Annotated in this window: 19 protein-coding genes; 5 read left to right on the forward strand and 14 right to left on the reverse strand. The window is 70.8% G+C overall.

The genetic code is table 11. The features are described from left to right. Positions 1–228 precede the first annotated feature (228 nt). The 3 genes from JIX56_RS17970 to JIX56_RS17980 form a co-directional block, all read right to left on the reverse strand. Entirely contained in the window at positions 229–960 is a 732-nt protein-coding gene (locus JIX56_RS17970; RefSeq protein ID WP_257541943.1) for a HEAT repeat domain-containing protein, read from the reverse strand. Beyond that, entirely contained in the window at positions 957–1,196 is a 240-nt protein-coding gene (locus JIX56_RS17975) for a CPCC family cysteine-rich protein (protein WP_257541945.1), read from the reverse strand. The genes JIX56_RS17970 and JIX56_RS17975 overlap by 4 nt, the downstream gene beginning before the upstream one ends. Positions 1,197–1,426: 230 nt before the next feature. Continuing rightward, positions 1,427–3,376: an AMP-dependent synthetase/ligase gene (locus JIX56_RS17980; RefSeq protein ID WP_257541946.1), complete on the reverse strand. Its 1,950-nt coding sequence runs from the start codon at positions 3,374–3,376 to the stop codon at positions 1,427–1,429. A 278-nt stretch (positions 3,377–3,654) separates the two neighbouring features. On the opposite strand from JIX56_RS17980, the gene JIX56_RS17985 reads away from it, so the two are divergent. Then, positions 3,655–4,650: a MaoC family dehydratase gene (locus JIX56_RS17985; protein ID WP_257541948.1), complete on the forward strand. Its 996-nt coding sequence runs from the start codon at positions 3,655–3,657 to the stop codon at positions 4,648–4,650. A 247-nt stretch (positions 4,651–4,897) separates the two neighbouring features. Next, positions 4,898–6,190 carry a DUF6716 putative glycosyltransferase gene (locus tag JIX56_RS17990; RefSeq protein ID WP_257541950.1) on the forward strand — a complete coding sequence of 431 codons (1,293 nt, stop codon included), beginning with the start codon at positions 4,898–4,900 and terminating at the stop codon, positions 6,188–6,190. 223 nt (positions 6,191–6,413) lie between these two features. Here the strand turns inward: JIX56_RS17990 and JIX56_RS17995 are convergent, their stop codons facing one another. From JIX56_RS17995 to JIX56_RS18020, 6 genes are all read right to left on the reverse strand, one after another. Beyond that, entirely contained in the window at positions 6,414–7,058 is a 645-nt protein-coding gene (locus JIX56_RS17995) for a TetR/AcrR family transcriptional regulator (RefSeq protein WP_257541952.1), read from the reverse strand. A 59-nt stretch (positions 7,059–7,117) separates the two neighbouring features. Further along, positions 7,118–7,429: a DUF4229 domain-containing protein gene (locus JIX56_RS18000; RefSeq protein ID WP_257541954.1), complete on the reverse strand. Its 312-nt coding sequence runs from the start codon at positions 7,427–7,429 to the stop codon at positions 7,118–7,120. 107 nt (positions 7,430–7,536) lie between these two features. Further along, entirely contained in the window at positions 7,537–8,061 is a 525-nt protein-coding gene (locus tag JIX56_RS18005; protein ID WP_257541956.1) for a GNAT family N-acetyltransferase, read from the reverse strand. Between the two features lie 185 nt (positions 8,062–8,246). Next, positions 8,247–9,410, reverse strand: coding sequence for an aminofutalosine synthase MqnE (gene mqnE / locus JIX56_RS18010; RefSeq protein WP_257541958.1), 1,164 nt, complete (start codon positions 9,408–9,410; stop codon positions 8,247–8,249). A gap of 61 nt (positions 9,411–9,471) precedes the next feature. Then, positions 9,472–9,927, reverse strand: a complete 456-nt coding sequence (locus tag JIX56_RS18015; RefSeq protein ID WP_257541959.1) for an Lrp/AsnC family transcriptional regulator — start codon at positions 9,925–9,927, stop codon at positions 9,472–9,474. 119 nt (positions 9,928–10,046) lie between these two features. Then, complete coding sequence (locus JIX56_RS18020) at positions 10,047–10,745, reverse strand: UbiX family flavin prenyltransferase (RefSeq protein WP_257541961.1); 699 nt, start codon at positions 10,743–10,745, stop codon at positions 10,047–10,049. 91 nt (positions 10,746–10,836) lie between these two features. Between JIX56_RS18020 and JIX56_RS18025 the strand changes: the two genes are divergently transcribed. Next, complete coding sequence (locus JIX56_RS18025) at positions 10,837–11,454, forward strand: rhomboid family intramembrane serine protease (RefSeq protein WP_257541963.1); 618 nt, start codon at positions 10,837–10,839, stop codon at positions 11,452–11,454. Positions 11,455–11,710: 256 nt separating this feature from the next. On the opposite strand, the gene mqnP is transcribed toward JIX56_RS18025, so the two are convergent. After that, positions 11,711–12,613, reverse strand: a complete 903-nt coding sequence (gene mqnP, locus JIX56_RS18030) for a menaquinone biosynthesis prenyltransferase MqnP (protein ID WP_257541965.1) — start codon at positions 12,611–12,613, stop codon at positions 11,711–11,713. Next, positions 12,610–14,067, reverse strand: coding sequence for a menaquinone biosynthesis decarboxylase (locus JIX56_RS18035; protein WP_257541967.1), 1,458 nt, complete (start codon positions 14,065–14,067; stop codon positions 12,610–12,612). The genes mqnP and JIX56_RS18035 overlap by 4 nt, the downstream gene beginning before the upstream one ends. A 117-nt stretch (positions 14,068–14,184) precedes the next feature. Here JIX56_RS18035 and JIX56_RS18040 point away from each other — a divergent pair, with 117 nt between their 5' ends. Continuing rightward, positions 14,185–14,589 (forward strand): PLD nuclease N-terminal domain-containing protein, encoded by a 405-nt coding sequence (locus JIX56_RS18040; protein WP_257541969.1) that lies wholly within the window; start codon positions 14,185–14,187, stop codon positions 14,587–14,589. 66 nt (positions 14,590–14,655) lie between these two features. On the opposite strand, the gene JIX56_RS18045 is transcribed toward JIX56_RS18040, so the two are convergent. Next, positions 14,656–14,982 (reverse strand): ArsR/SmtB family transcription factor, encoded by a 327-nt coding sequence (locus JIX56_RS18045; protein WP_257541971.1) that lies wholly within the window; start codon positions 14,980–14,982, stop codon positions 14,656–14,658. A gap of 126 nt (positions 14,983–15,108) precedes the next feature. Between JIX56_RS18045 and JIX56_RS18050 the strand changes: the two genes are divergently transcribed. Next, positions 15,109–16,107 carry a quinone oxidoreductase family protein gene (locus JIX56_RS18050; protein WP_257541973.1) on the forward strand — a complete coding sequence of 333 codons (999 nt, stop codon included), beginning with the start codon at positions 15,109–15,111 and terminating at the stop codon, positions 16,105–16,107. Positions 16,108–16,133: 26 nt separating this feature from the next. Here the strand turns inward: JIX56_RS18050 and JIX56_RS18055 are convergent, their stop codons facing one another. Then, positions 16,134–17,201, reverse strand: coding sequence for a CU044_5270 family protein (locus tag JIX56_RS18055; RefSeq protein WP_257541974.1), 1,068 nt, complete (start codon positions 17,199–17,201; stop codon positions 16,134–16,136). After that, positions 17,198–18,016, reverse strand: a complete 819-nt coding sequence (locus JIX56_RS18060) for an RNA polymerase sigma factor (RefSeq protein ID WP_257541976.1) — start codon at positions 18,014–18,016, stop codon at positions 17,198–17,200. Before JIX56_RS18060 ends, JIX56_RS18055 begins: the two co-directional genes overlap by 4 nt. Positions 18,017–18,041 lie beyond the last annotated feature (25 nt).

Genomic DNA, 18,041 nt, shown 5'->3' on the forward strand with positions numbered 1-18,041 from the left:
AAATCCTGTGGAATCGATGACGGCGGTCCCACCCGACCTTTTCCACGATGGCCTTGTCCTGCCGATCGGACAGCGGCGTCACGCCAACGGAATCGGCGATTTCCGCGTTGCGGTCGGGGTGAGTCCTGGGAATTGGAGCGGAGTTCGAATTCCGGCTCGGTCAGGGCAGTCGGCCGGTGAGCGCCTCCAGGGCTTCACCACGATCGGATGCCATGGGCGCGGACCAGGTCACCTTTCCGGGTGCAGGTCGGTGTGGTCGATCCATTCGACGGCCACGAAGATGTCCTCGCCGACGGGGGCGTCCGCGGCTTCCAGGAGGGACCAGGTGCGGGCCTCCTCGACCAGGTGCTCCCAGGGCTCCGTCCAGTCGAGCTCCCACTCCAGGCCGCTTCCGGGGAGCCCGTACGTGCCACCGCCGTGCACCCGCCAGAACTGGGAATAGAGGATCACCTGGGCGTGGTCGGCCAGGTCGTTGACGATCTCGGTGAAGTGGGCCGAGGGCCAGCCCGGGGCGCCCTCCCCACCGGTGGCGCGCAGGCGGGCGGTGAGCGGCGGGACGACAGGGGGACGGGCACCGAGTTCTGTCAGAGCCCAGCGGATGGCGCGGGGCTCGGTCCAGTCGGATGGGGTGGCCCGTTGCAGGCAGGCGCGGTAGGCGCGGCGCAGGGGCTCGACCGCGCCATCTGTCTCCAGGCCGGCAAGGGCCACGGCCGCCCATTCGCGGACGGTCGAGTTGTCGCTGTCCAGCAGCCCGATGAGGGCGGGGCCGCAGCGGGGATCACCCACCTCCTCGAAGACCTCGATGGCGGTCAGCTGACCGAAGCCGCCGAGGGAGGGCAGTCCGTCGATGAGGGCGGGGATGGCGTCGGAGCCGAGGTAGATCAATTCCGCGCGGGCGTCGTAGGACAGGCCGGCCGAGTCGTCGAGCTGCTGGACGAGTCTCTTGACGTGAGAGGTCATGAATCCGCCGCCGGGGGCCGGACGAACCGCCGGCCGTGCTGGTCGCAGGCACCGAAGTCCTGGTAGTTGCGCTGGGCCTCGATCAGGCAGACGTTGTCCGCCCCGCCGTCCATGGTCGGCCGGCGGAACCGGACCCCGTCGTCCTCCCAGAAGCAGACGGGGCAGATCGCGTACGAGCCGGGCGTCTCGTCCAGAACGAGATGCCCGCGACAAGCACAGGGGTGGCGGTTACTCACCTGCGCAGTCTCATCGACGGGCCGGTCCCGCCGCCATGCATTTCCAGACCTGTGCAAGACCCGCCAGAGGTCAGGACTCCAGCTTGACCAGGGTGACTCAGCGGCGTTCCCTGAAGTGCGTCACCGCGAAGATCCCGGCGGCCGCACAACTACGACCCGGCGGCGGGCGGCCGGGGCCAGGAAGCAGCCGTTACGGCTGCTTCCTGGGGCCACCTCCGGTACAGCGCCCTCTATTTCTTGTACAGCTCCTCGATCTCCGCCCCGAACGCCTTCTCCACCACGCCCCGTCGCAGTTTCATCGACGGGGTCAGGTGGCCCGCCTCCTCCGTGAAACCGCCGGGCAGGACCGTGAACCTGCGGATGGATTCCGGGCGGGAGACCAGGCGGTTCGCCTCGTCCACGGCTCGTTGGAGGACGGCTCGCAAGTCCGGGTCGGCGGCCAGGTGTTCGAGGGAGAGGTCCTGCTTGGCGTTCATGTGGCGCCAGTGGGTGATGCCTTCGGGGTCGAGGGTGAGGAGGGCGGTGACGTAGGGGCGGCGGTCGCCCACGACCATGGCGTGGGCGATCAGGGGGTGGGAGCGGAGCCAGTTCTCCAGGGGGGCCGGGGCCACGTTCTTGCCGCTGTCGGTGACCAGGATCTCCTTCTTGCGGCCGGTGATCGTGAGGTAGCCCTCGTTGTCGAGGCGGCCCATGTCGCCCGTGGCGAACCAGCCGTCGGGGCCCGCCGGAACCACTCCGCCGGCCTGGGGGTCCCAGTAGCCGCGGAAGATCTGGCCGCCGTGGAGGAGGATCTCGCCGTCGGCGGCTATACGGACCCGTGTGCCGGGGAGGGGGCGGCCGACCGTGCCCAGGCGGGGGCGGTTGGGCGGAGTGACGGTCACGGCGGCCGTCGTCTCCGTCATGCCGTAGCCCTCGAAGACGTCGATCCCCGCGCCCGCGTAGAAGGCGGCCAGGCGGCGGCCGAGGGGGCTGCCGCCGCAGATGACCTGACGGACCCGCCCGCCCAGCGCCTTGCGGATGCGGCGGTAGACCAGGGGGTCGTAGAAGGAGCGGGCCGCCTTCAGGAAGGCGGAAGGGCCCGGGCCCGTGCCGTGCTGCTCCGCCTCCAGCGCCTCGCCGTAGCGGCGGGCCACGGCGGAGGCGCGGTCGTAGGACGAGGCGCGGCCCATGCGTTCGGCCGCCGCCCGCGCCGAGTTGTAGACCTTCTCCAGGACGTACGGGATCAGCAGCAGGAACGTCGGCTTGAACGACTTCAGGTCCGCGAGCAGGTCCTCCGTGCGGAAGCTCGGCGAGTGGCCGACGCGGATCCGCGCCCGCATGCAGGCGATCGCCACCATGCGGCCGAAGACATGGGCGAGGGGGAGGAAGAGGAGGGTGGAGGCCTCCTCGTCGGTTCTCGCGCGGAAGATGGGGTAGAGGAGGTCGATCGCGTTGTCGACCTCGGCGCAGAAGTTGCCGTGGGTGAGGGCGCAGCCCTTGGGGCGGCCGGTCGTGCCCGAGGTGTAGATCAGGGTCGCCAGGGTGTCGGGGCCCAACACCCCACGCCGTACGGCGACTTCCTGGTCGGATACGTCCCGGCCCAGCTCGGCGAGCCGGTCCAGGTGGCCCTTCTCGAAGACCCACATGTGGCGCAGATCGGGGATGCGGTCGCGTTCGGGGCCGAGGGCGGCGGCCTGGCCGGCGGTCTCCACGGCGAGGGCCACCGCGCCCGAGTCCTGGAGGATCCAGCGGGTCTGGAAGACGGAGGAGGTCGGGTAGACGGGCACCGTCACCAGGCCCGCGGCCCAGGCCGCGAAGTCGAGGAGCGTCCACTCGTACGTCGTCCGCGCCATGATCGCGATACGGTCGCCCGGCATCAGGCCCTCGGCGATCAGGCCCTTCGCCAGCGCGAGCACCTCGGCCGCGAACTCCGCCGCCGTCACATCCCGCCACCGGCCGTCGCCGGCCCCCTCCCCGTCCGTACGGCCGCCCGCCGTACCGCCGCCCGCCGCGCCCCCGTGCTTACGGCTGAGGACCACGGAGCCGGGCTCGTGGGCCGCGTTGTCGAACGGGATGTCCGCGAGCGAGCCGTACGTCACCGGCGAGGCGAGCGCGGGGACGTACGCCTCTCGCACGATGCCGTCCAGCCGCTTCAACTCGGGTTCCACCAGCGCGGGTTCGGTGTGTTCGAGGCTGGACACGGGCGGCTCCTGGGCGTTCGGTGTGCCCGGATCGTACGGGGCCGCTGTGTGAGGTCGGTGTGAGTATCGCGATGGTCCGGAGATGGAACCGCGCCAGGGATGTGCAGTGTCGACGGTCGCCCGCGCAGGGCTCATGTGCAGGTCAAGGGCATACCAAGTTACCTGAGGGTCGTTCAGCTCCCGGGTTCCACGGCAGCCCCGACCGACCATTACCTCGGGTAACGTGACCGATGAGTAAGAAAAGCGGAGGCCGGCGCGAGGAAGGGAAAAACCGCCCGATGCACCACACCCGCACCCTCACCGACCCGCCCTCCCTCAGCCCCCTGCTCGCCCGGGGCGCCCTCCTCTCCCCCTGCAAGAGCCTCAGACTCCCCCGCACGGCCGCCGGGTACGACGCCGACGCCGATGCCGCCATCGGACCTGCCCGCTCCACCCGGTTCCCCCGGCTCGCGCTCCCCGGCGTCCGGATCGACCTCGTCCGCCTCGCGGCCTACGAGCGCGTCTGCGGTTTCCCCACCGGGGAGGACGCCGTCCCGCTGACCTATCCGCACGTCCTCGGCTTTCCGCTCGCCATGCGGATCATGTCCGGCCGGGATTTCCCGCTCCCCCTCCTCGGTCTCGTCCACACCTCGATCGAGATCACCCGGCGGCGCCGACTGCCCGCCACCGGCGAGTACGAGATCACCGTGTACGTCGACGAGTTGGCGCCCCATCGGCGGGGCACCTCGGCGACGGTGGTGACCGAGGTGCGGGACGGGAGCGGATACGAAGGTGGGGCTGGGGGCGGGGGTGGCCGCGGGGTCGCCTGGGAGTCGCGGAGCACGTATCTGGCCCGGCACCGGCGCGGCGAAGACGCGCGGACCGGCGGGAGCGAGCGGCCCCGGGAGGAGCGCGAGCCGTTGCCCGCGGTCGCCGAGTGGCGGTTGGCCGGGGATGTCGGGCGGCGGTACGGGGCGGTGTCCGGGGACCGTAACCCGATCCACCTCCACCCGCTCGGCGCACGCCTGTTCGGCTTTCCCCGGGCCATCGCGCACGGCATGTGGACCGTGGCCCGCTGCCTCGCCGAGCACGGCACGCCCCCGGCGGCCCTCGTCCGCGCGGAGTTCCGGGCGCCGGTACCGCTGCCGAGCACGGTGACCTACGCGGCGGACGGGCAGGCATGGGGCGGCTTCGAGCTCCGGAGCGGCGGCCTCCACACCTCGGCCGACGGCGCTCCCGACCCGGGCGGGGAACGACTCCATGTGAGGGGCTATGTTTACCCGCTCGTCGCTTGAGCACACATGAACATCACTCAAACTCTTCACGGCCGGGAGACGGCGTAGACCATCGGACCGGTCGATCAACTTGCTTGCGGATCAAGGGAGTTGAGAATCACCCACAGTGGGCTCACAGCCGCCACCTGGGCTTTGCGAAGAAATACCCATAGGACACTCAGGAGTCCTCCTTAATCTCTCCGCACCGCGCGAACACGCCGAACCGGGGCGCGCACCGGACGATTCATGCCAGGAAGGGCCCTGAGCCATGCCTCCCAGACGCATCGCCGTACTCGCCGACTCGGACACCCGCTGGAAGTGGGGCGCGGCCGTGGCTCAGCAGCTCGCTCCCGGGCACGCGCTCGACGCGTACTTCCTGCGCGGCCGGTCGACCCCGACCGAGCGGCAGCTCGCCGAGATCGGGATCGTGCCCGACACCCGGCGTGAGATATCGGCCGCCGAACTGGTCGACGACGAGGAGCTGGCGGCGGCCGACATCGTGGTGATGGCGCTGCTCGGCGGTACGGTCCTCACGCTCACGCACAGCCTGGGGCTGGCGTGGGAGGGGCGGGAGCGGCGGCCGATCACCGTCACCGGGTACGTCGGTGTCGTCTACGAGAAGATGGTCGACGGGCTGATGACCCGGGCCGGCAGCGATGTCGTCCTCGCCAACTCGGCGTACGACGCGGGCCGCTTCCGGAAGGCGTTCGCGAGTGTGGGCGTCGACCCGGACTCGGTCGTGGAGTGCGCGCTGCCGTTCCTCGGCGGTGACCCGTATCTGGCGTCGTCCGGCGACCGGCCGTTCACGCTCACCTTCGCCGTGCAGCCGTCCGTGCCGAAGGGCAAGGCGGCGCGGCTCGCACTGCTCGAGCGGGCCGCGGCGCACGCGCGCCGGCACCCGGACCGGGAGGTGCTGATCAAGCTGCGCAGCATGCCCGGCGAGGCGACGACCCACGTCGAGGCCGACCCGTACCAGCTCCTCGTCGAGCAGCTGGCCGAGGCCGCGCCGGCCAATCTCCGGCTCGTCTACGGCAACATGGGCGAGGTCCTCGGCCGTACCGACCTGCTGGTGACCGTCAGCTCCACGGCCGCGCTGGAGTCGATGCACCGGGGCATCCCGACCGCGATCCTCACCGACTTCGGCGTCCGCGAGGCCCACGGCAACCACTACTTCCTGCACTCCGGGTGCCTCGCCTCCTGGGACGACATCGACGCCGGGGTGCTGCCGCAGCCCGACCCGGCCTGGTCGGAGGCCCAGGGCATCGGCAAGTCCGACCCGTACGCCGCGGCCCGCACCCGCGTGGCCGCGCTCCGCGCCGGCGGTCCCCTCCCGGCCCTCCGCCCCTACTACACCCCCCAGCGCGCCGGCCTCTACCTCGGCGACCTCCTGCTCCGCCATGGCCTCGACGAGAAGGGCCGCGCTGTGCCTGCGGCGCTCGGCGGCGACCCCGGGCGGGTCAAGGCCGCGGTTCGCCGTGCGGCGCGCAGTGGGGCGAAGTCGCTGTATCGGGTGGGGCGGCAGAGGGTGGCGCCTACGTTGCGGAAGTGGGGGGCGGCGTAGGGGGGCGTTGGGGGGTGTCGGGCCGGTTGTTCGACTGCGGGTGAGTGGGGGCTGGTCGCGTAGTTCCCCGCGCCCCTGAAAGACCAGGCCCTGCGGGCCTGAAAGGCGACGGGCTGCGGGCGGAAAAGCACGGGGCGCAGCCCATGCTTTTCAGGGGCGCGGGGAACTGCGCGAGAAGCCCCACCGGACCCGCACCCGCCGTCGTACAGGTACCCCCGAGCTCTCACGCGATCGGCGGCGCCCAGGGGCGGCCATCCATCAGGTCGCCCAACCCCGCCCAGGCGAAGTTCATGAGGGTGGCGGCGGCCTGCCTGGCCGTGATGCCGGGCGTCGCGTTGGCCCAGGCGGCGAGCGCCTCGGCCGCGCCGACCAGGCCCTCGGCGAGGCCGGCGACCTCCCGCTCGGGCAGGGACGGATCGCGGCGGGCCTCCCGCGCGGCGACCAGGATCAGCCCGGTCACGAACGCCACCATCTCCTCCCGCATCGCCGCCACTTCGGCGGCGAACGGTTCGCCGTGTGTACGGGCCTGCAGGTGCAGTACGGCCCACGCGTCCGGGTTGCGCGCGGTGTGCGTGAAGAACGCCCGCAGCCCTTCCCAGAGTTGGCGGTCGGCGGGCAGGTCGGGGTTCACGCCCGCGCGTACGGCGGTGGTGAGCGCCTTCGCCTCGCGGCGGATGCAGGCCGTGAAGAGGTCTTCCTTGGAGTTCAGGTACAGGTACACCAACGGCTTGGACACGCCCGCCAGTTCGGCGATCTCGTCCATCGACGCGGCCCGGTAGCCACGCTGCCCGAACGTCCGCACCGCCGCGTCCAGCATCTGCTGTTCCCGCACCGCACGGGGCATCCGTTTGCTCTTCACAGCACCCATGCGGGCAAGCGTACGGTTCCGACCGCTGGTACGGACCCGGGCGTCGGAGGGGGTGCCCCTTACGAGGCCTGGCTCGGCGTCCTCGCCTCGTCGTCGGCCTCGTCCTCCTGGCTGCGGTTGGCCGCGAGGTTGGACTTGACGCGGTCGATCGAGCGGTCGAGGCGGGGGGCGATCCGGGCGGAGGCCCGGTCGCGCTCCTTGCGGAGGGCGACGAAGCTGATCGGCGCGGAGACCAGGAGCGAGAGAACGACCATCCACATGCCGTTGGAGGCGCCGAGGCCGCGCGGGGCGACGCCGGAGTAGACGAGGGCCCAGACGACCACGAAGCAGCCCACGAAGATACCGAGGCGCATCAGTGTGTAGCGGAGCATCTCAATCCACTCTTTCGTTTCCGTTTCGGACATGGGCCAAGGGCATCGTCCAGTGAAGCACGGTCGGCGTGCGATCTTGCAGGGGGGTGCGGGGCCCCGGCCGGGCCTCAGGTCAGGGGCAGCAGCATCGTGATGTCGTCCCGGTGGTCGTCGGGGGCGACTCGGATCGCGCCGGGGACTCGGCCGACCTCCTTGTAGCCGCAGGCGGCGTAGAAGTGTTCCAGGCCGAGGCCGCCTCGGCAGGTGAGGCGGATGGCGTCTATGCCGTCGAAGTCACGGGCCGCGGTTTCGGCCGCCGCCATGAGGGCGCGGCCGTAGCCCTTGCCGTGATGGGTGGGGTGGACCATCACCGTGTACAGCCACACCCAGTGCGTCATCAGCCGATGCGCATTGAAGCTGAAGAAGGCGGTGGCCGCGGGGGTGCCGTGCTCGTCGAGGCCGAGGAGGAGGCGGTGTCTGCCCTCTGCCATGGCGGTGAGGTGTTTGAGGAGTTCCGGGCGTATCTCCTCCCGTGTGACCGGGGGGACGAAGCCCACGGCTCCGCCGGCGTTGGAGACGTCCGCCCAGAGTTTGAGGATGCCGTCGTGGAGGGCTGGGGTGAGGGGTGGGTCCAGGTGAAACGTAAGGGGCATGGGGTGACCGTAGCCATTACCTGGGGCTTGTCTCAAGAGGGTTCGGCCCCCGCCGCCCCTACCCGTTCCCATCCCCAGGGGCTGCGCCCCTTCGACCCCCAGCCGCGGGTCCGGTGGGGCTTCTCGCGCAGTTCCCCGCGCCCCTGAAAGGGGCGCGGGGAACTGACGAAATCGACCGGTCCGGATCAGACGCGCATCGGCTGGGGGGATTCCCGGCGGGACGGGTCCGGGCCCTCGAACTCGCGGATGATCTCGTAGCGCGTGTTCCGTTCGACCGGGCGGAAGCCCGCGTCGCGGATGAGGTCCAGCAGGTCCTCGCGGGTGAGTTTGTTCGGCGTGCCGTAGTTGTCCGCGTCGTGGGTGATCTTGTATTCCACCACCGAGCCGTCCATGTCGTCGGCGCCGTGCTGGAGCGCCAGCTGAGCCGTCTGGACGCCGTGCATGACCCAGAAGACCTTGACGTGGGGGACGTTGTCGAACAACAGCCGCGACACCGCGAAGGTCTTCAGGGCCTCGGCGCCCGTCGCCATCTGCGTCCGTGCCTGGAGGCGGTTGCGTACCTTGCCGTCCTTCATGTCCACGAAGTCGTGCTGGTAGCGCAGGGGGATGAAGACCTGGAAGCCGTTCGTCTCGTCTTGCAGTTCCCTCAACCGCAGGACGTGGTCCACCCGGTGGCGCGGCTCCTCGATGTGGCCGTAGAGCATGGTGCAGGGCGTCTTGAGGCCCTTCTCGTGCGCCAGGCGGTGGATCCGCGACCAGTCCTCCCAGTGGGTGCGGTGGTCGACGATGTGCTGTCGGACCTCCCAGTCGAAGATCTCCGCGCCGCCGCCCGTGAGCGACTCCAGGCCCGCTTCGATCAGTTCGTCCAGGATCTCGGAGGCCGTCAGGCCGCTGATCGTCTCGAAGTGGTGGATCTCCGTGGCCGTGAAGGCCTTCAGGGACACGTTCGGGAGGGCGGCCTTCAGTTCCTTCAGGGAGCGCGGGTAGTAGCGCCACGGCAGGTTGGGGTGCAGGCCGTTGACGATGTGCAGCTCGGTGAGGTTCTCGCCCTCCATCGCCTTGGCGAGCTTCACCGCCTCCTCGATGCGCATCGTGTACGCGTCCTTCTCCCCCGGCTTGCGCTGGAAGGAGCAGTACGCGCAGGAGGCGGTGCACACGTTGGTCATGTTGAGGTGGCGGTTGACGTTGAAGTGGACGACGTCGCCGTTCTTCCGCGTCCGCACCTCGTGCGCCAGGCCGCCCAGCCAGGCCAGGTCGTCCGACTCGTACAGCGCGATGCCGTCCTCGCGGGACAGCCGCTCACCGGCCCGGACCTTGTCCTCCAGCTCGCGCTTGAGCCCGACGTCCATGCTCACACCTTTCTCCGACGACCCTGTAAACCGTACGCCCCGCCCTCTGCTCCCCCTGCGGCTACTCCTCCTCCGGCAGCTCACCCACCCGGTTCTCCCACTTCGTGGAGAGCACGATCGTCGTACGGGTGCGGGAGACGCCCTTCGTGCCGGAGAGCCGGCGGATGGTCTTCTCCAGGCCGTCGACGTCCGGGGCGCGCACCTTGAGCATGAACGAGTCGTCACCCGCGATGAACCAGCAGTCCTCGACCTCGGCCAGGTCCCGCAGCCGGTGCGCCACGTCCTCGTGGTCGACGGCGTCGGAGAGCGAGATGCCGATGAGCGCGGTCACGCCGAGGCCGAGGGAGGCCGAGTTGACGGTGGCGCGATAGCCGGTGATGACACCGGCCGCCTCCAGCCGGTTGATGCGGTCGGTGACACTGGGTCCCGACAGGCCGACGAGGCGTCCCAGCTCCGCGTAGGAGGCCCGGCCGTTCTCCCTCAGGGCCTGGATGAGCTGCCTGTCCACCGCGTCCATGCGATCGGTTGCCTTCCGCTGAAGAGTTGCGTTGTGGGTGAGAGTCACGGGTGAGAGTTACGGGTGGGATGAGGGTGGTGCGGGTTGTCGTGGCGGGATGAAGGGTGAACGCCCGCCGCTCAGTCGGTCCTGTGGGTGGCACGCGCCCCGCCGACGTCGCCCTCCCAGCGCCGGTACAGGGTGTGCGGGACGCCCGCCGCGTCCAGCACCCGTCCGGCGACGAAGTCCACCAGGTCCTGGATGTGGGTGGCCCCCGCGTAGAAGGCCGGGGAGGCGGGCAGTACGGTCGCGCCCGCGTCGTCCAGAGTCACCAGATGCCGCAGGGTCTGCCCGTTCAAGGGGGTCTCGCGTACGGCGACGACCAGGCGCCGCCGCTCCTTGAGGGTGACGCTCGCGGCCCGTTGGAGCAGGTCCTTGCTCAGTCCCAGGGCGACGCCCGCCACGCAGGCCGTCGACGCGGGGACGATCAGCATCCCCTTGACGGGGTACGAGCCCGAGGACGGTCCGGCGGCCAGATCACCGGCGCTCCAGTGCCGTACGCGGTCGCCGTCGATGTCGGCCGGGAAGGTGCCCGGTTTGCCGTCGGCCCCGCGGGAGAGCCATTCCCGCAGGTCGTCACGCCAGTGCGCGTCCCGGAAGGGGATTCCCGTCTCGTCCAGGAGGGTCAGCCGCGAGGCCCGGGACACCACGAGGTCGACACTCTCACCGGCGGCGAGGAGCGCGCGCAGCACGGCCGCGGCGTATGGGGTGCCGGATGCGCCGGACACCCCTACGATCCAAGGCGTACGCGGCGTCTCTCCTGGCTTGACTGGGTTCACGAGACCGAGCCTATCCGGCGTCGCGGGGCGGGAACCGGTCAAGGGGGCACGGCCGTTTCCCTGAGGGGACGAGTCGAGTCGGGGGTTCGAGATGGCTGGTGGAGTGCGTGGGGCGCTGAGCCCGCAGCGGGAGTGGTCGCGGGGGGACCGGGTGAGGGCCGCCGCCAAGCTGATGGTGGGCTGGGTGGCGCTGCTGTGGATCCTCGAAGTGATCGATGTGGCGAGCGGTCACGCGCTGGACGACTTCGGCATCATGCCGCGCTCGGTGCCCGAGCTGGTCGATGTCGTGCCCGCCGCGTTCCTCCACTTCGGCTTCGGCCATGTCGCGGCGAACAGCGTGCCGCTGCTGGTGCTGGGGTTCCTCTCGGCGCTCGGGGGGCTGCGCCGCTTCGCCGCGGTCTGTGCGCTGATCATCGTCGCGGACGGGCTGGGGGTCTGGCTGATATCCCCGGCCCACACCAACACGGCGGGCGCCTCCGGCGTCGTCTTCGGTCTCTTCGGCTTCCTGGTCGTCAGCGGGTTCGTCGAGCGTCGGCTGTGGGGGGTCGCGGTGGGTGTGCTGGTCGCCGCGGTCTGGGGTGGGTCGATCCTCGGGGGGATCGCCCCCACCGAGGCCGGCATCAGCTGGCAGGGGCATCTGATCGGGTTGGTGACGGGAGTGGTGGCGGCGTTCTTGTTCCGCCGCCGACGCCAGGCTGTCGCCGCCTGAGAGCTCGGGAGGCTGCGGTTGTCGGGCGAGTGCGGGTGAGTGGGGGCTGGTCGCGCAGTTCCCCGCGCCCCTTGACAGCATGGGTCGCGCCCGGAGTCTTTTAGGGGCGCGGGGAACTGCGCGAGCAACCACACACCACCCGCACCCGAACAACCACGCACCCCACCCCCCTCGGGGTCGAAGGGGCAGCGCCCCTGGAGATGGGGCGGGTAGGGGCGGCGGGGGCGAGGAGAACAGCCCCGCCCCGAAGCCACGGCTACAGCGTCAGCCCCCGCACCAGCAGGTCCAGCAGCGCGCACACGAACAGGGCGATGCCGATGAAGCCGTTCACGGAGAAGAACGCCCGGTTGAGGCGGGACAGGTCGTGCGGACGGACGATCGTGTGCTCGTACACGAACGCGGCCGCGACGATCCCCAGCCCCAGCCACAGGAAGGCACCCGCGTCCGTCAGCACGGCGTACCAGATGAACAGCGCCGTCGTCAGGGCGTGGCAGACCCTCGCCGCCCACACCGCCGCCGGGACACCGAAGCGGGCCGGGACCGACAGGACGCCGGACTCACGGTCGGAGTCGACGTCCTGGCAGGCGTAGATGAGATCGAAGCCGCCGATCCAGATGCCCACCGCCAGGCCCAGGATCACCGCGTCCCAGGACCAGGACCCCGTGATGGCGAGCCAGCCGCCGACCGGGCCCATGGCCTGGGCGAGACCCAGGATCGCCTGGGGGTAGTTCGTGAAGCGCTTGCCGTAGGGGTAGACCACCATCGGGATCACCGCGACGGGGGCCAGGGCCAGGCAGAGCGGGTTCAGCAGCGCCGCCGAGCCCAGGAAGATCACGACCGCGATCAAGGCGCCCGTCCAGGCGTGGCGGACCGACATCGCGCCCGTCACCAGCTCACGCTGCGCCGTGCGCGGGTTCCGCGCGTCGATCTCGCGGTCGATGATCCGGTTGACCGCCATCGCGAAGGTGCGCAGGCCCACCATGCAGATGGTGACCAGCAGCAGCCGGACCCAGTGGACGTTCCCGTCCAGCTGGAACATGGCCGTGAGCGCGGCGATGTAAGCGAAGGGCAGCGCGAAGATCGAGTGTTCGATCATCACCAGGCGCAGGAAGGCCTTGGTGCGGCCCGGTTGAGGGATCGCGGCGGAGGCGCTGCTCACAGCCCGTACTCCTTCCAGCGGCGGTCGACGAGCGCCGCCGTGGCCGGGTCCGACTCGACCATGTCCGGCCAGCCCCCGTCCCGTGTGTAGCCCTCCTCGATCCACTTCCTCGTGGCGTCGATGCCCGCCTTGCCGCCCCAGAACTGCTGGTACGAGGCGTGGTCCAGATGGTCCACCGGGCCCTCGACCACCGTGAGGTCGCGGGCGTAGTCCGTGTTGCCGAGCGCGCGCCAGGCGACCTCCTGCAGGTCGTGGACGTCGCAGTCGGAGTCCACCACCACGATCAGCTTCGTCAGGGACATCATGTGGGCGCCCCAGATCGCGTGCATGACCTTCTGCGCGTGCTTGGGGTACTTCTTGTCGATCGAGATGATCGCGCAGTTGTGGAAGCCGCCCGCCTCGGGGAGGTGGTAGTCCACAATGTCCGGGACGATGATCTTCAGCAGCGGCAGGAAGAAGCGTTCCGTCGCGCGGCCCAGCGGGCCGTCCTCCGTCGGCGGGCGCCCCACCACGATCGACTGGAGCAGCGGCCGCTTCCGCATCGTCACGCAGTCGATCTTCAGGGCCGGGAACGGCTCCTGCGGGGTGTAGAAACCAGTGTGGTCGCCGAACGGGCCCTCGGGGAGCATCTCGCCGGGCTCCAGCCAGCCCTCGATCACGACCTCCGCCTGCGCCGGCACCTGCAAGGGCACCGTCTTGCAGTCGACCATCTCGATCCGCTTGCCCGCGACGAACCCGGCGAACAGGTACTCGTCGATGTCACCGGGGAGCGGGGCCGTGGAGGCGTACGTCACCGCCGGCGGGCAGCCGAAGGCGATGGCGACCGGCAGGCGTTCGCCGCGCTTCGCGGCCACCTGGTAGTGGTTGCGGCTGTCCTTGTGGATCTGCCAGTGCATACCGATCGTGCGGCGGTCGTGGCGCTGGAGGCGGTAGAGGCCGAGGTTGCGTACGCCGGTCTCGGGGTGCCTGGTGTGTGTGAGCCCCAGGTTGAAGAAGGAGCCGCCGTCCTTGGGCCAGGTGAACAGCGCCGGAAGCTGCTCCAGATCCACGTCGTCGCCCTGGAGGACCACCTCCTGGACGGGGGCGTTGTCGGACTTCACCTTCTTCGGCGGTACGTGGGCCATCGCGCCGAGCTTCCCGAAGGCCTCGCGCACGCCCACGAAGCCGTGCGGCAGTTCGGGCTTGAGCAGGCCGCCGATCTTCTCGCTGATCTCGCCGTACGACTTGAGGCCGAGGGCCTTCAGCAGGCGGCGGTCCGTGCCGAAGACGTTCATCGCGAGGGGCATCGAGGAGCCCTTCACGTGCTCGAAGAGCAGGGCGGGGCCGCCGGCCTTGTTGACCCGGTCGACGATCTCCCCGACCTCCAGATAGGGGTCGACTTCGGCCTTGATGCGCTTGAGATCGCCCTCGCGCTCCAGTGCGCGGAGCAGGGAGCGAAGATCGTCGTAAGCCATGGGGTCAAGTATCCCCGAGGGGCTACCCTGACCCCGTCACGGGGCCCCGCACGCGGTCCCGCCGTAATGTCCGGGTCCGGCACACGCGGCCCGCCACCGCTTCCAGGGGGCTGTTCCATGCTCAGGGTGTTGATGTACCTCGTGCCGCTGGCGCTGACGATCTACGCCTTCATCGACTGCCTCAACACCCCCGAGGACGAGGCGAAGCACCTGCCGAAGATCGCCTGGGTCTTCATCATCCTGCTCTTCTGGATCGTCGGCCCGATCGCCTGGCTCGCCGCCGGCAAGCTGCGAAGCGCCCCCGCGGGTGGCCGCACACCCTCCGAGTGGCACCGCAACCACCGCACGGAGTACGTCGCCCCCGACGACAACCCCGAGTTCCTGAAGTCCCTCGCCGAGGACAACAAGAAGGACGAGTCCCTGCTCAAGAGCTGGGAGGCCGACCTGCGCCGCCGCGAGGAGGAGCTGAAGCGGCAGGAGGAGAAGGGCGACAAGGGGGACAAGAAGGACGGCGAGGAGTAACCCGGCGGCACCGCACGGCCCTGGCCCTGGCCCTGGCCCTGGCCCTTCCGAGGGGTCTCCGAGGCGTCAGTCCTCGCGCAGGACGAGGGCGAGCAGTCCCGGGAAGCGGGCGTCGAACTCCTCGCGCCGCAGGCGGTTGACGCGCTTGGCGCCCTCGTCGCGCTGTTCGACGAGCCCGGCGCCCCGCAGTACGGAGAAGTGGTGGCTGAGGGCGGCCTTGCCGACCGGCACGTCGAAGCTGCCGCAGCTGCGCGTCCACACCGGGGAACCCGCCAACTCCCGTACGAGCGTGATGCGTACGGGATCGGCGAGAGCCGCGAGGGCGGTCAGGACCGGGACGTCGTCGGGGTGGGTGTGCTCGGGGGCCGCCCGATGACTGGCGCGTTCCACCATGTCCGGCCCTCCCTCTCGTCCCGCTCCCGCTTCCCGCAGGGCGCTCGCTCCTTGCAGAGTGTTCGATGAGAATCATACACTCGCGACTGTTCGCTTTTCATTGAACAGTCGAGCGGGGAGTCCGGCATGCGCGCGATCGAGTTCCAGGAGTACGGCGACCCCGAGGTCCTGAAGGTGGTGGAGGCCGAGGCCCCCGAGCCCGGCCCCGGGCAGGTGAGCGTCGACGTGACGTACGCGGGGGTGAACTTCGCCGACCTGAAGGCCCGCGCCGAGGGCTACCGGGTCCCGGCGCTCCCCTACCGCCCCGGCCTGGAGGTCTCCGGGCGGGTGCGCGCCCTCGGCGAGGGCGTCGAGGGGCTGAATGTCGGACAGCCGGTGACCGCGCTGACGGACGCGGGCGCGTACGCGGAGGTCGTGGTGGCCGACGCCGTCACGGTCTTCCCGCTGCCCGAGGGCGTCGACCTCCGCACCGGGGCCACGCTCCCCACCGTGCTGCCGACGGCGTACGCGCTCGTGCACACGGTGGGGCGGCTGCGGACCGGTGAGACCGTGCTCGTGCAGGGCGCGGCGGGCGGAATCGGCACGGTGGTGGGGCAGTTGGCGAGGGCGGCGGGCGCCGGGGCGGTGTACGGGGTCGTGTCGGACGCGGCCAAGGCGAAGCACGCGCTGGACCACGGTTACGACGAGGTCTTCGCCGGGGCCGCCGCCACCGGGTTCTTCGCGGACGAGGTGCGGGCCGCGACCGGCGGCCGTGGCGTCGACCTGGTCCTCGACCCCGTCGGCGGCGACACCCTCCGCGCCGGGCTCGGCTCCCTCGCCCCCTTCGGCCGCCTCGTCTCCTTCGGCAACGCGAGCGGGGAGCGGCCGTGGACCGTCGGCCAGCCGGAGCTGTACGCCCTCGGTCTGACCGTCTCCGGCTTCTCGATCCTCAGCCTCGCCAAGTCGGCCCCCGCCGAGCTGCGCACCCTCGCCGAGCGGGCGTTCGCCACGGTCGTCGACGGGGTCGTGTCGCTGCCGGTGACCGCGGAGTTCGACCTGGCCGAGGCGGTGGAGGCCCACCGGCTGATGGGCGCGCGGAAGAGCGTGGGGAAGCTGTTGCTGCGGGTGGGGGGCGACACGGCGTAACAGCCGCCGCAGCCGCAGGACGCTTCTCAGCCGGCCGACGTCGCCGGTGTCTCCGGCGTCGCCCGTGTCTCCGGTGTCTCCGGCGTCTCCGGTTTCTCCCCCACCTTGTCGACGACCCCGACCTCCAGCAGGGCCTGGCTGTCCGAACCCAGGTACTTCAGGCTCTCCCTGTCGAAGACCCACACGGTACGGTCGTCGCCCTCGCCGAAGGCCAGGCCGATGCCCTCGCGGCCGACGGCGTCCTTCGCCGTCTCGACGATCCGCACACCCGGGATCTCTGCGGCCACGAGGATGAGCGCGCCGTTCAGGTCGGGCAGCAGTTGCGCCCCGTCGAGCATCGTCTCGATGTGCTCCAACGCCGCCCACTCATGGGTCGGGCCCTGGCCGCTGGTGTCGGCCCACACCTTGTCGTAGAGCTTGTCGGGGTCCGTGGGCAGCGCCCGCAGTTCGTGGTAGAAGCTGTTGTCCGGGTCGGCGGAGAGTGTCATGTCCTCGGTCGGCTTCTCCAAGCGCTTCATGATCTCCTCGTCCGGCATCCCCTGCGGGATCGGCTGCCCGTCCAGCCAGGTGGTCCGGGCGAGCCCCTTCCGCTTGCCGTCGGCGGAGATCCAGTCGGTCCGCCGGTAGGTGTACTCCGGCGTCGCGATCTTCTCGCCCTCCATCGTGTACTGGAAGTCCGACGTCTTGCCCTGGGTCCTGATGTAGAGGTACTGGTCGGCGCGTACGGGTGTGGGTTCCCCGTCCGTCGCGACCGTGGCGATGCGCTTCAGCAGCCCGGCCGCCTCCTCGTCGACGGTGGGCCCCCGCCCGACCACGCCGGTCGCGATCACCGTCGCGAGAACCGCGGCGGCCACCCCGAGCGGCATCGCGACCAGGGCGAACCGGCGGCGCGTCAGGGACGGACGGGCCCCTGCCGTCCGGGCCCCCGGCACGCCGTCCGTCGACGTCCGCGCTCCGGTGATCCGTACCGTGGCCTCGCCGGTGATCTCCTGCCTGAGGTGGTCCTCCAGCCGCGCCAGACGGTCGTCCGACAGGAGCGGGTCACCCGGGCTCGGCAGCAACCGCGCCAGCTCTTCTCGTTCCACTGGGTTCATCGGAGTCTCTCCTGTGACTGTGCCTGCGCCTGCGCCTTTGCCGACCCGACCGCCTCGGTGCGGCCGACAGGTATCTGTCCGCCGCCGGGCAGGGGTCTCGCTCTTTCGCGCCGTACGGGCTGCCGCGCGAGTTCCGCCTCCGCGAGGCCGCGCAGGCGTTGGCGGGCACGGGCCAGCCGCGACCGTACGGTGCTGACGGGCACGTCCAGGGCCTCGGCGGCGGCCGCGTAACTGAGCCCCGACCAGACGCACAGCGCGAACACCTCGCGCTCGCGACGGCGGAGCTTGGCGAGGGCCGCGTGGGCGGCGGCGAGCCGGTCGGAGTCCTCCATACGGCCGACCAGTTCGTCGGCGAAGTCGGGCACGGTCTCGCGTTCGGCGTGGCGTTCCGGGAGCCGGGCGAGGGCGGCGCTGTGCCGCCGGGCGGCGCGGCGGGTGTTGCGCAGCACGTTGGTGGCGATGCCGAACAGCCAGGCGCGCAGGCTGCTGTCGCCCGTACTGCTGTCCCCCGGACCGCCGGCGCCCAGGCCTCCGTCACCGTCGTCGAAGCCGTCCGCCCCCGATCCCTTGACGGTCTCGGATCCCTTGGCCATCCCGGATCCCTTGGCCAGCTCGGCCAACTCGGCGTCCGACAGCAGCTTCTCGCGCAGCCGCCAGGCCTCCAGGAAGGTCAGCGAGACGACGTCCTCGGCTGTGTTCCGGTCTGCCGTGAGCCGCGCGGCATGGCCGTACACGGCCTGTGCGTGCTCCCGGAACAGGCGGCTGAACGCCTCCGGATCGCCGTCCCGAATTCGGGCCCGTAAAGAAAGTTCCACACCTTCCCCTGTCCGCCCGGTACCG

Origin of the sequence: Streptomyces sp. CA-210063, assembly GCF_024612015.1 — a bacterium.
Lineage (GTDB): Bacteria > Actinomycetota > Actinomycetes > Streptomycetales > Streptomycetaceae > Streptomyces.

Bases quoted from the DNA above. Each gene is read 5' to 3' on its own strand.
- JIX56_RS17995 (WP_257541952.1), bottom strand. From the start codon at position 7,058: ATGGGTGCTGTGAAGAGCAAACGGATGCCCCGTGCGGTGCGGGAACAG.
- JIX56_RS18045 (WP_257541971.1), bottom strand. From the start codon at position 14,982: ATGGTGGAACGCGCCAGTCATCGGGCGGCCCCCGAGCACACCCACCCC.
- JIX56_RS18025 (WP_257541963.1), top strand. From the start codon at position 10,837: ATGGCTGGTGGAGTGCGTGGGGCGCTGAGCCCGCAGCGGGAGTGGTCG.
- JIX56_RS18055 (WP_257541974.1), bottom strand. From the start codon at position 17,201: ATGAACCCAGTGGAACGAGAAGAGCTGGCGCGGTTGCTGCCGAGCCCG.
- JIX56_RS17985 (WP_257541948.1), top strand. From the start codon at position 3,655: ATGCACCACACCCGCACCCTCACCGACCCGCCCTCCCTCAGCCCCCTG.
- JIX56_RS18035 (WP_257541967.1), bottom strand. From the start codon at position 14,067: ATGGCTTACGACGATCTTCGCTCCCTGCTCCGCGCACTGGAGCGCGAG.
- JIX56_RS18050 (WP_257541973.1), top strand. From the start codon at position 15,109: ATGCGCGCGATCGAGTTCCAGGAGTACGGCGACCCCGAGGTCCTGAAG.
- JIX56_RS17990 (WP_257541950.1), top strand. From the start codon at position 4,898: ATGCCTCCCAGACGCATCGCCGTACTCGCCGACTCGGACACCCGCTGG.
- JIX56_RS18005 (WP_257541956.1), bottom strand. From the start codon at position 8,061: ATGCCCCTTACGTTTCACCTGGACCCACCCCTCACCCCAGCCCTCCAC.
- JIX56_RS17970 (WP_257541943.1), bottom strand. From the start codon at position 960: ATGACCTCTCACGTCAAGAGACTCGTCCAGCAGCTCGACGACTCGGCC.
- JIX56_RS18040 (WP_257541969.1), top strand. From the start codon at position 14,185: ATGCTCAGGGTGTTGATGTACCTCGTGCCGCTGGCGCTGACGATCTAC.
- JIX56_RS18000 (WP_257541954.1), bottom strand. From the start codon at position 7,429: ATGCTCCGCTACACACTGATGCGCCTCGGTATCTTCGTGGGCTGCTTC.
- JIX56_RS18015 (WP_257541959.1), bottom strand. From the start codon at position 9,927: ATGGACGCGGTGGACAGGCAGCTCATCCAGGCCCTGAGGGAGAACGGC.
- mqnE (WP_257541958.1), bottom strand. From the start codon at position 9,410: ATGGACGTCGGGCTCAAGCGCGAGCTGGAGGACAAGGTCCGGGCCGGT.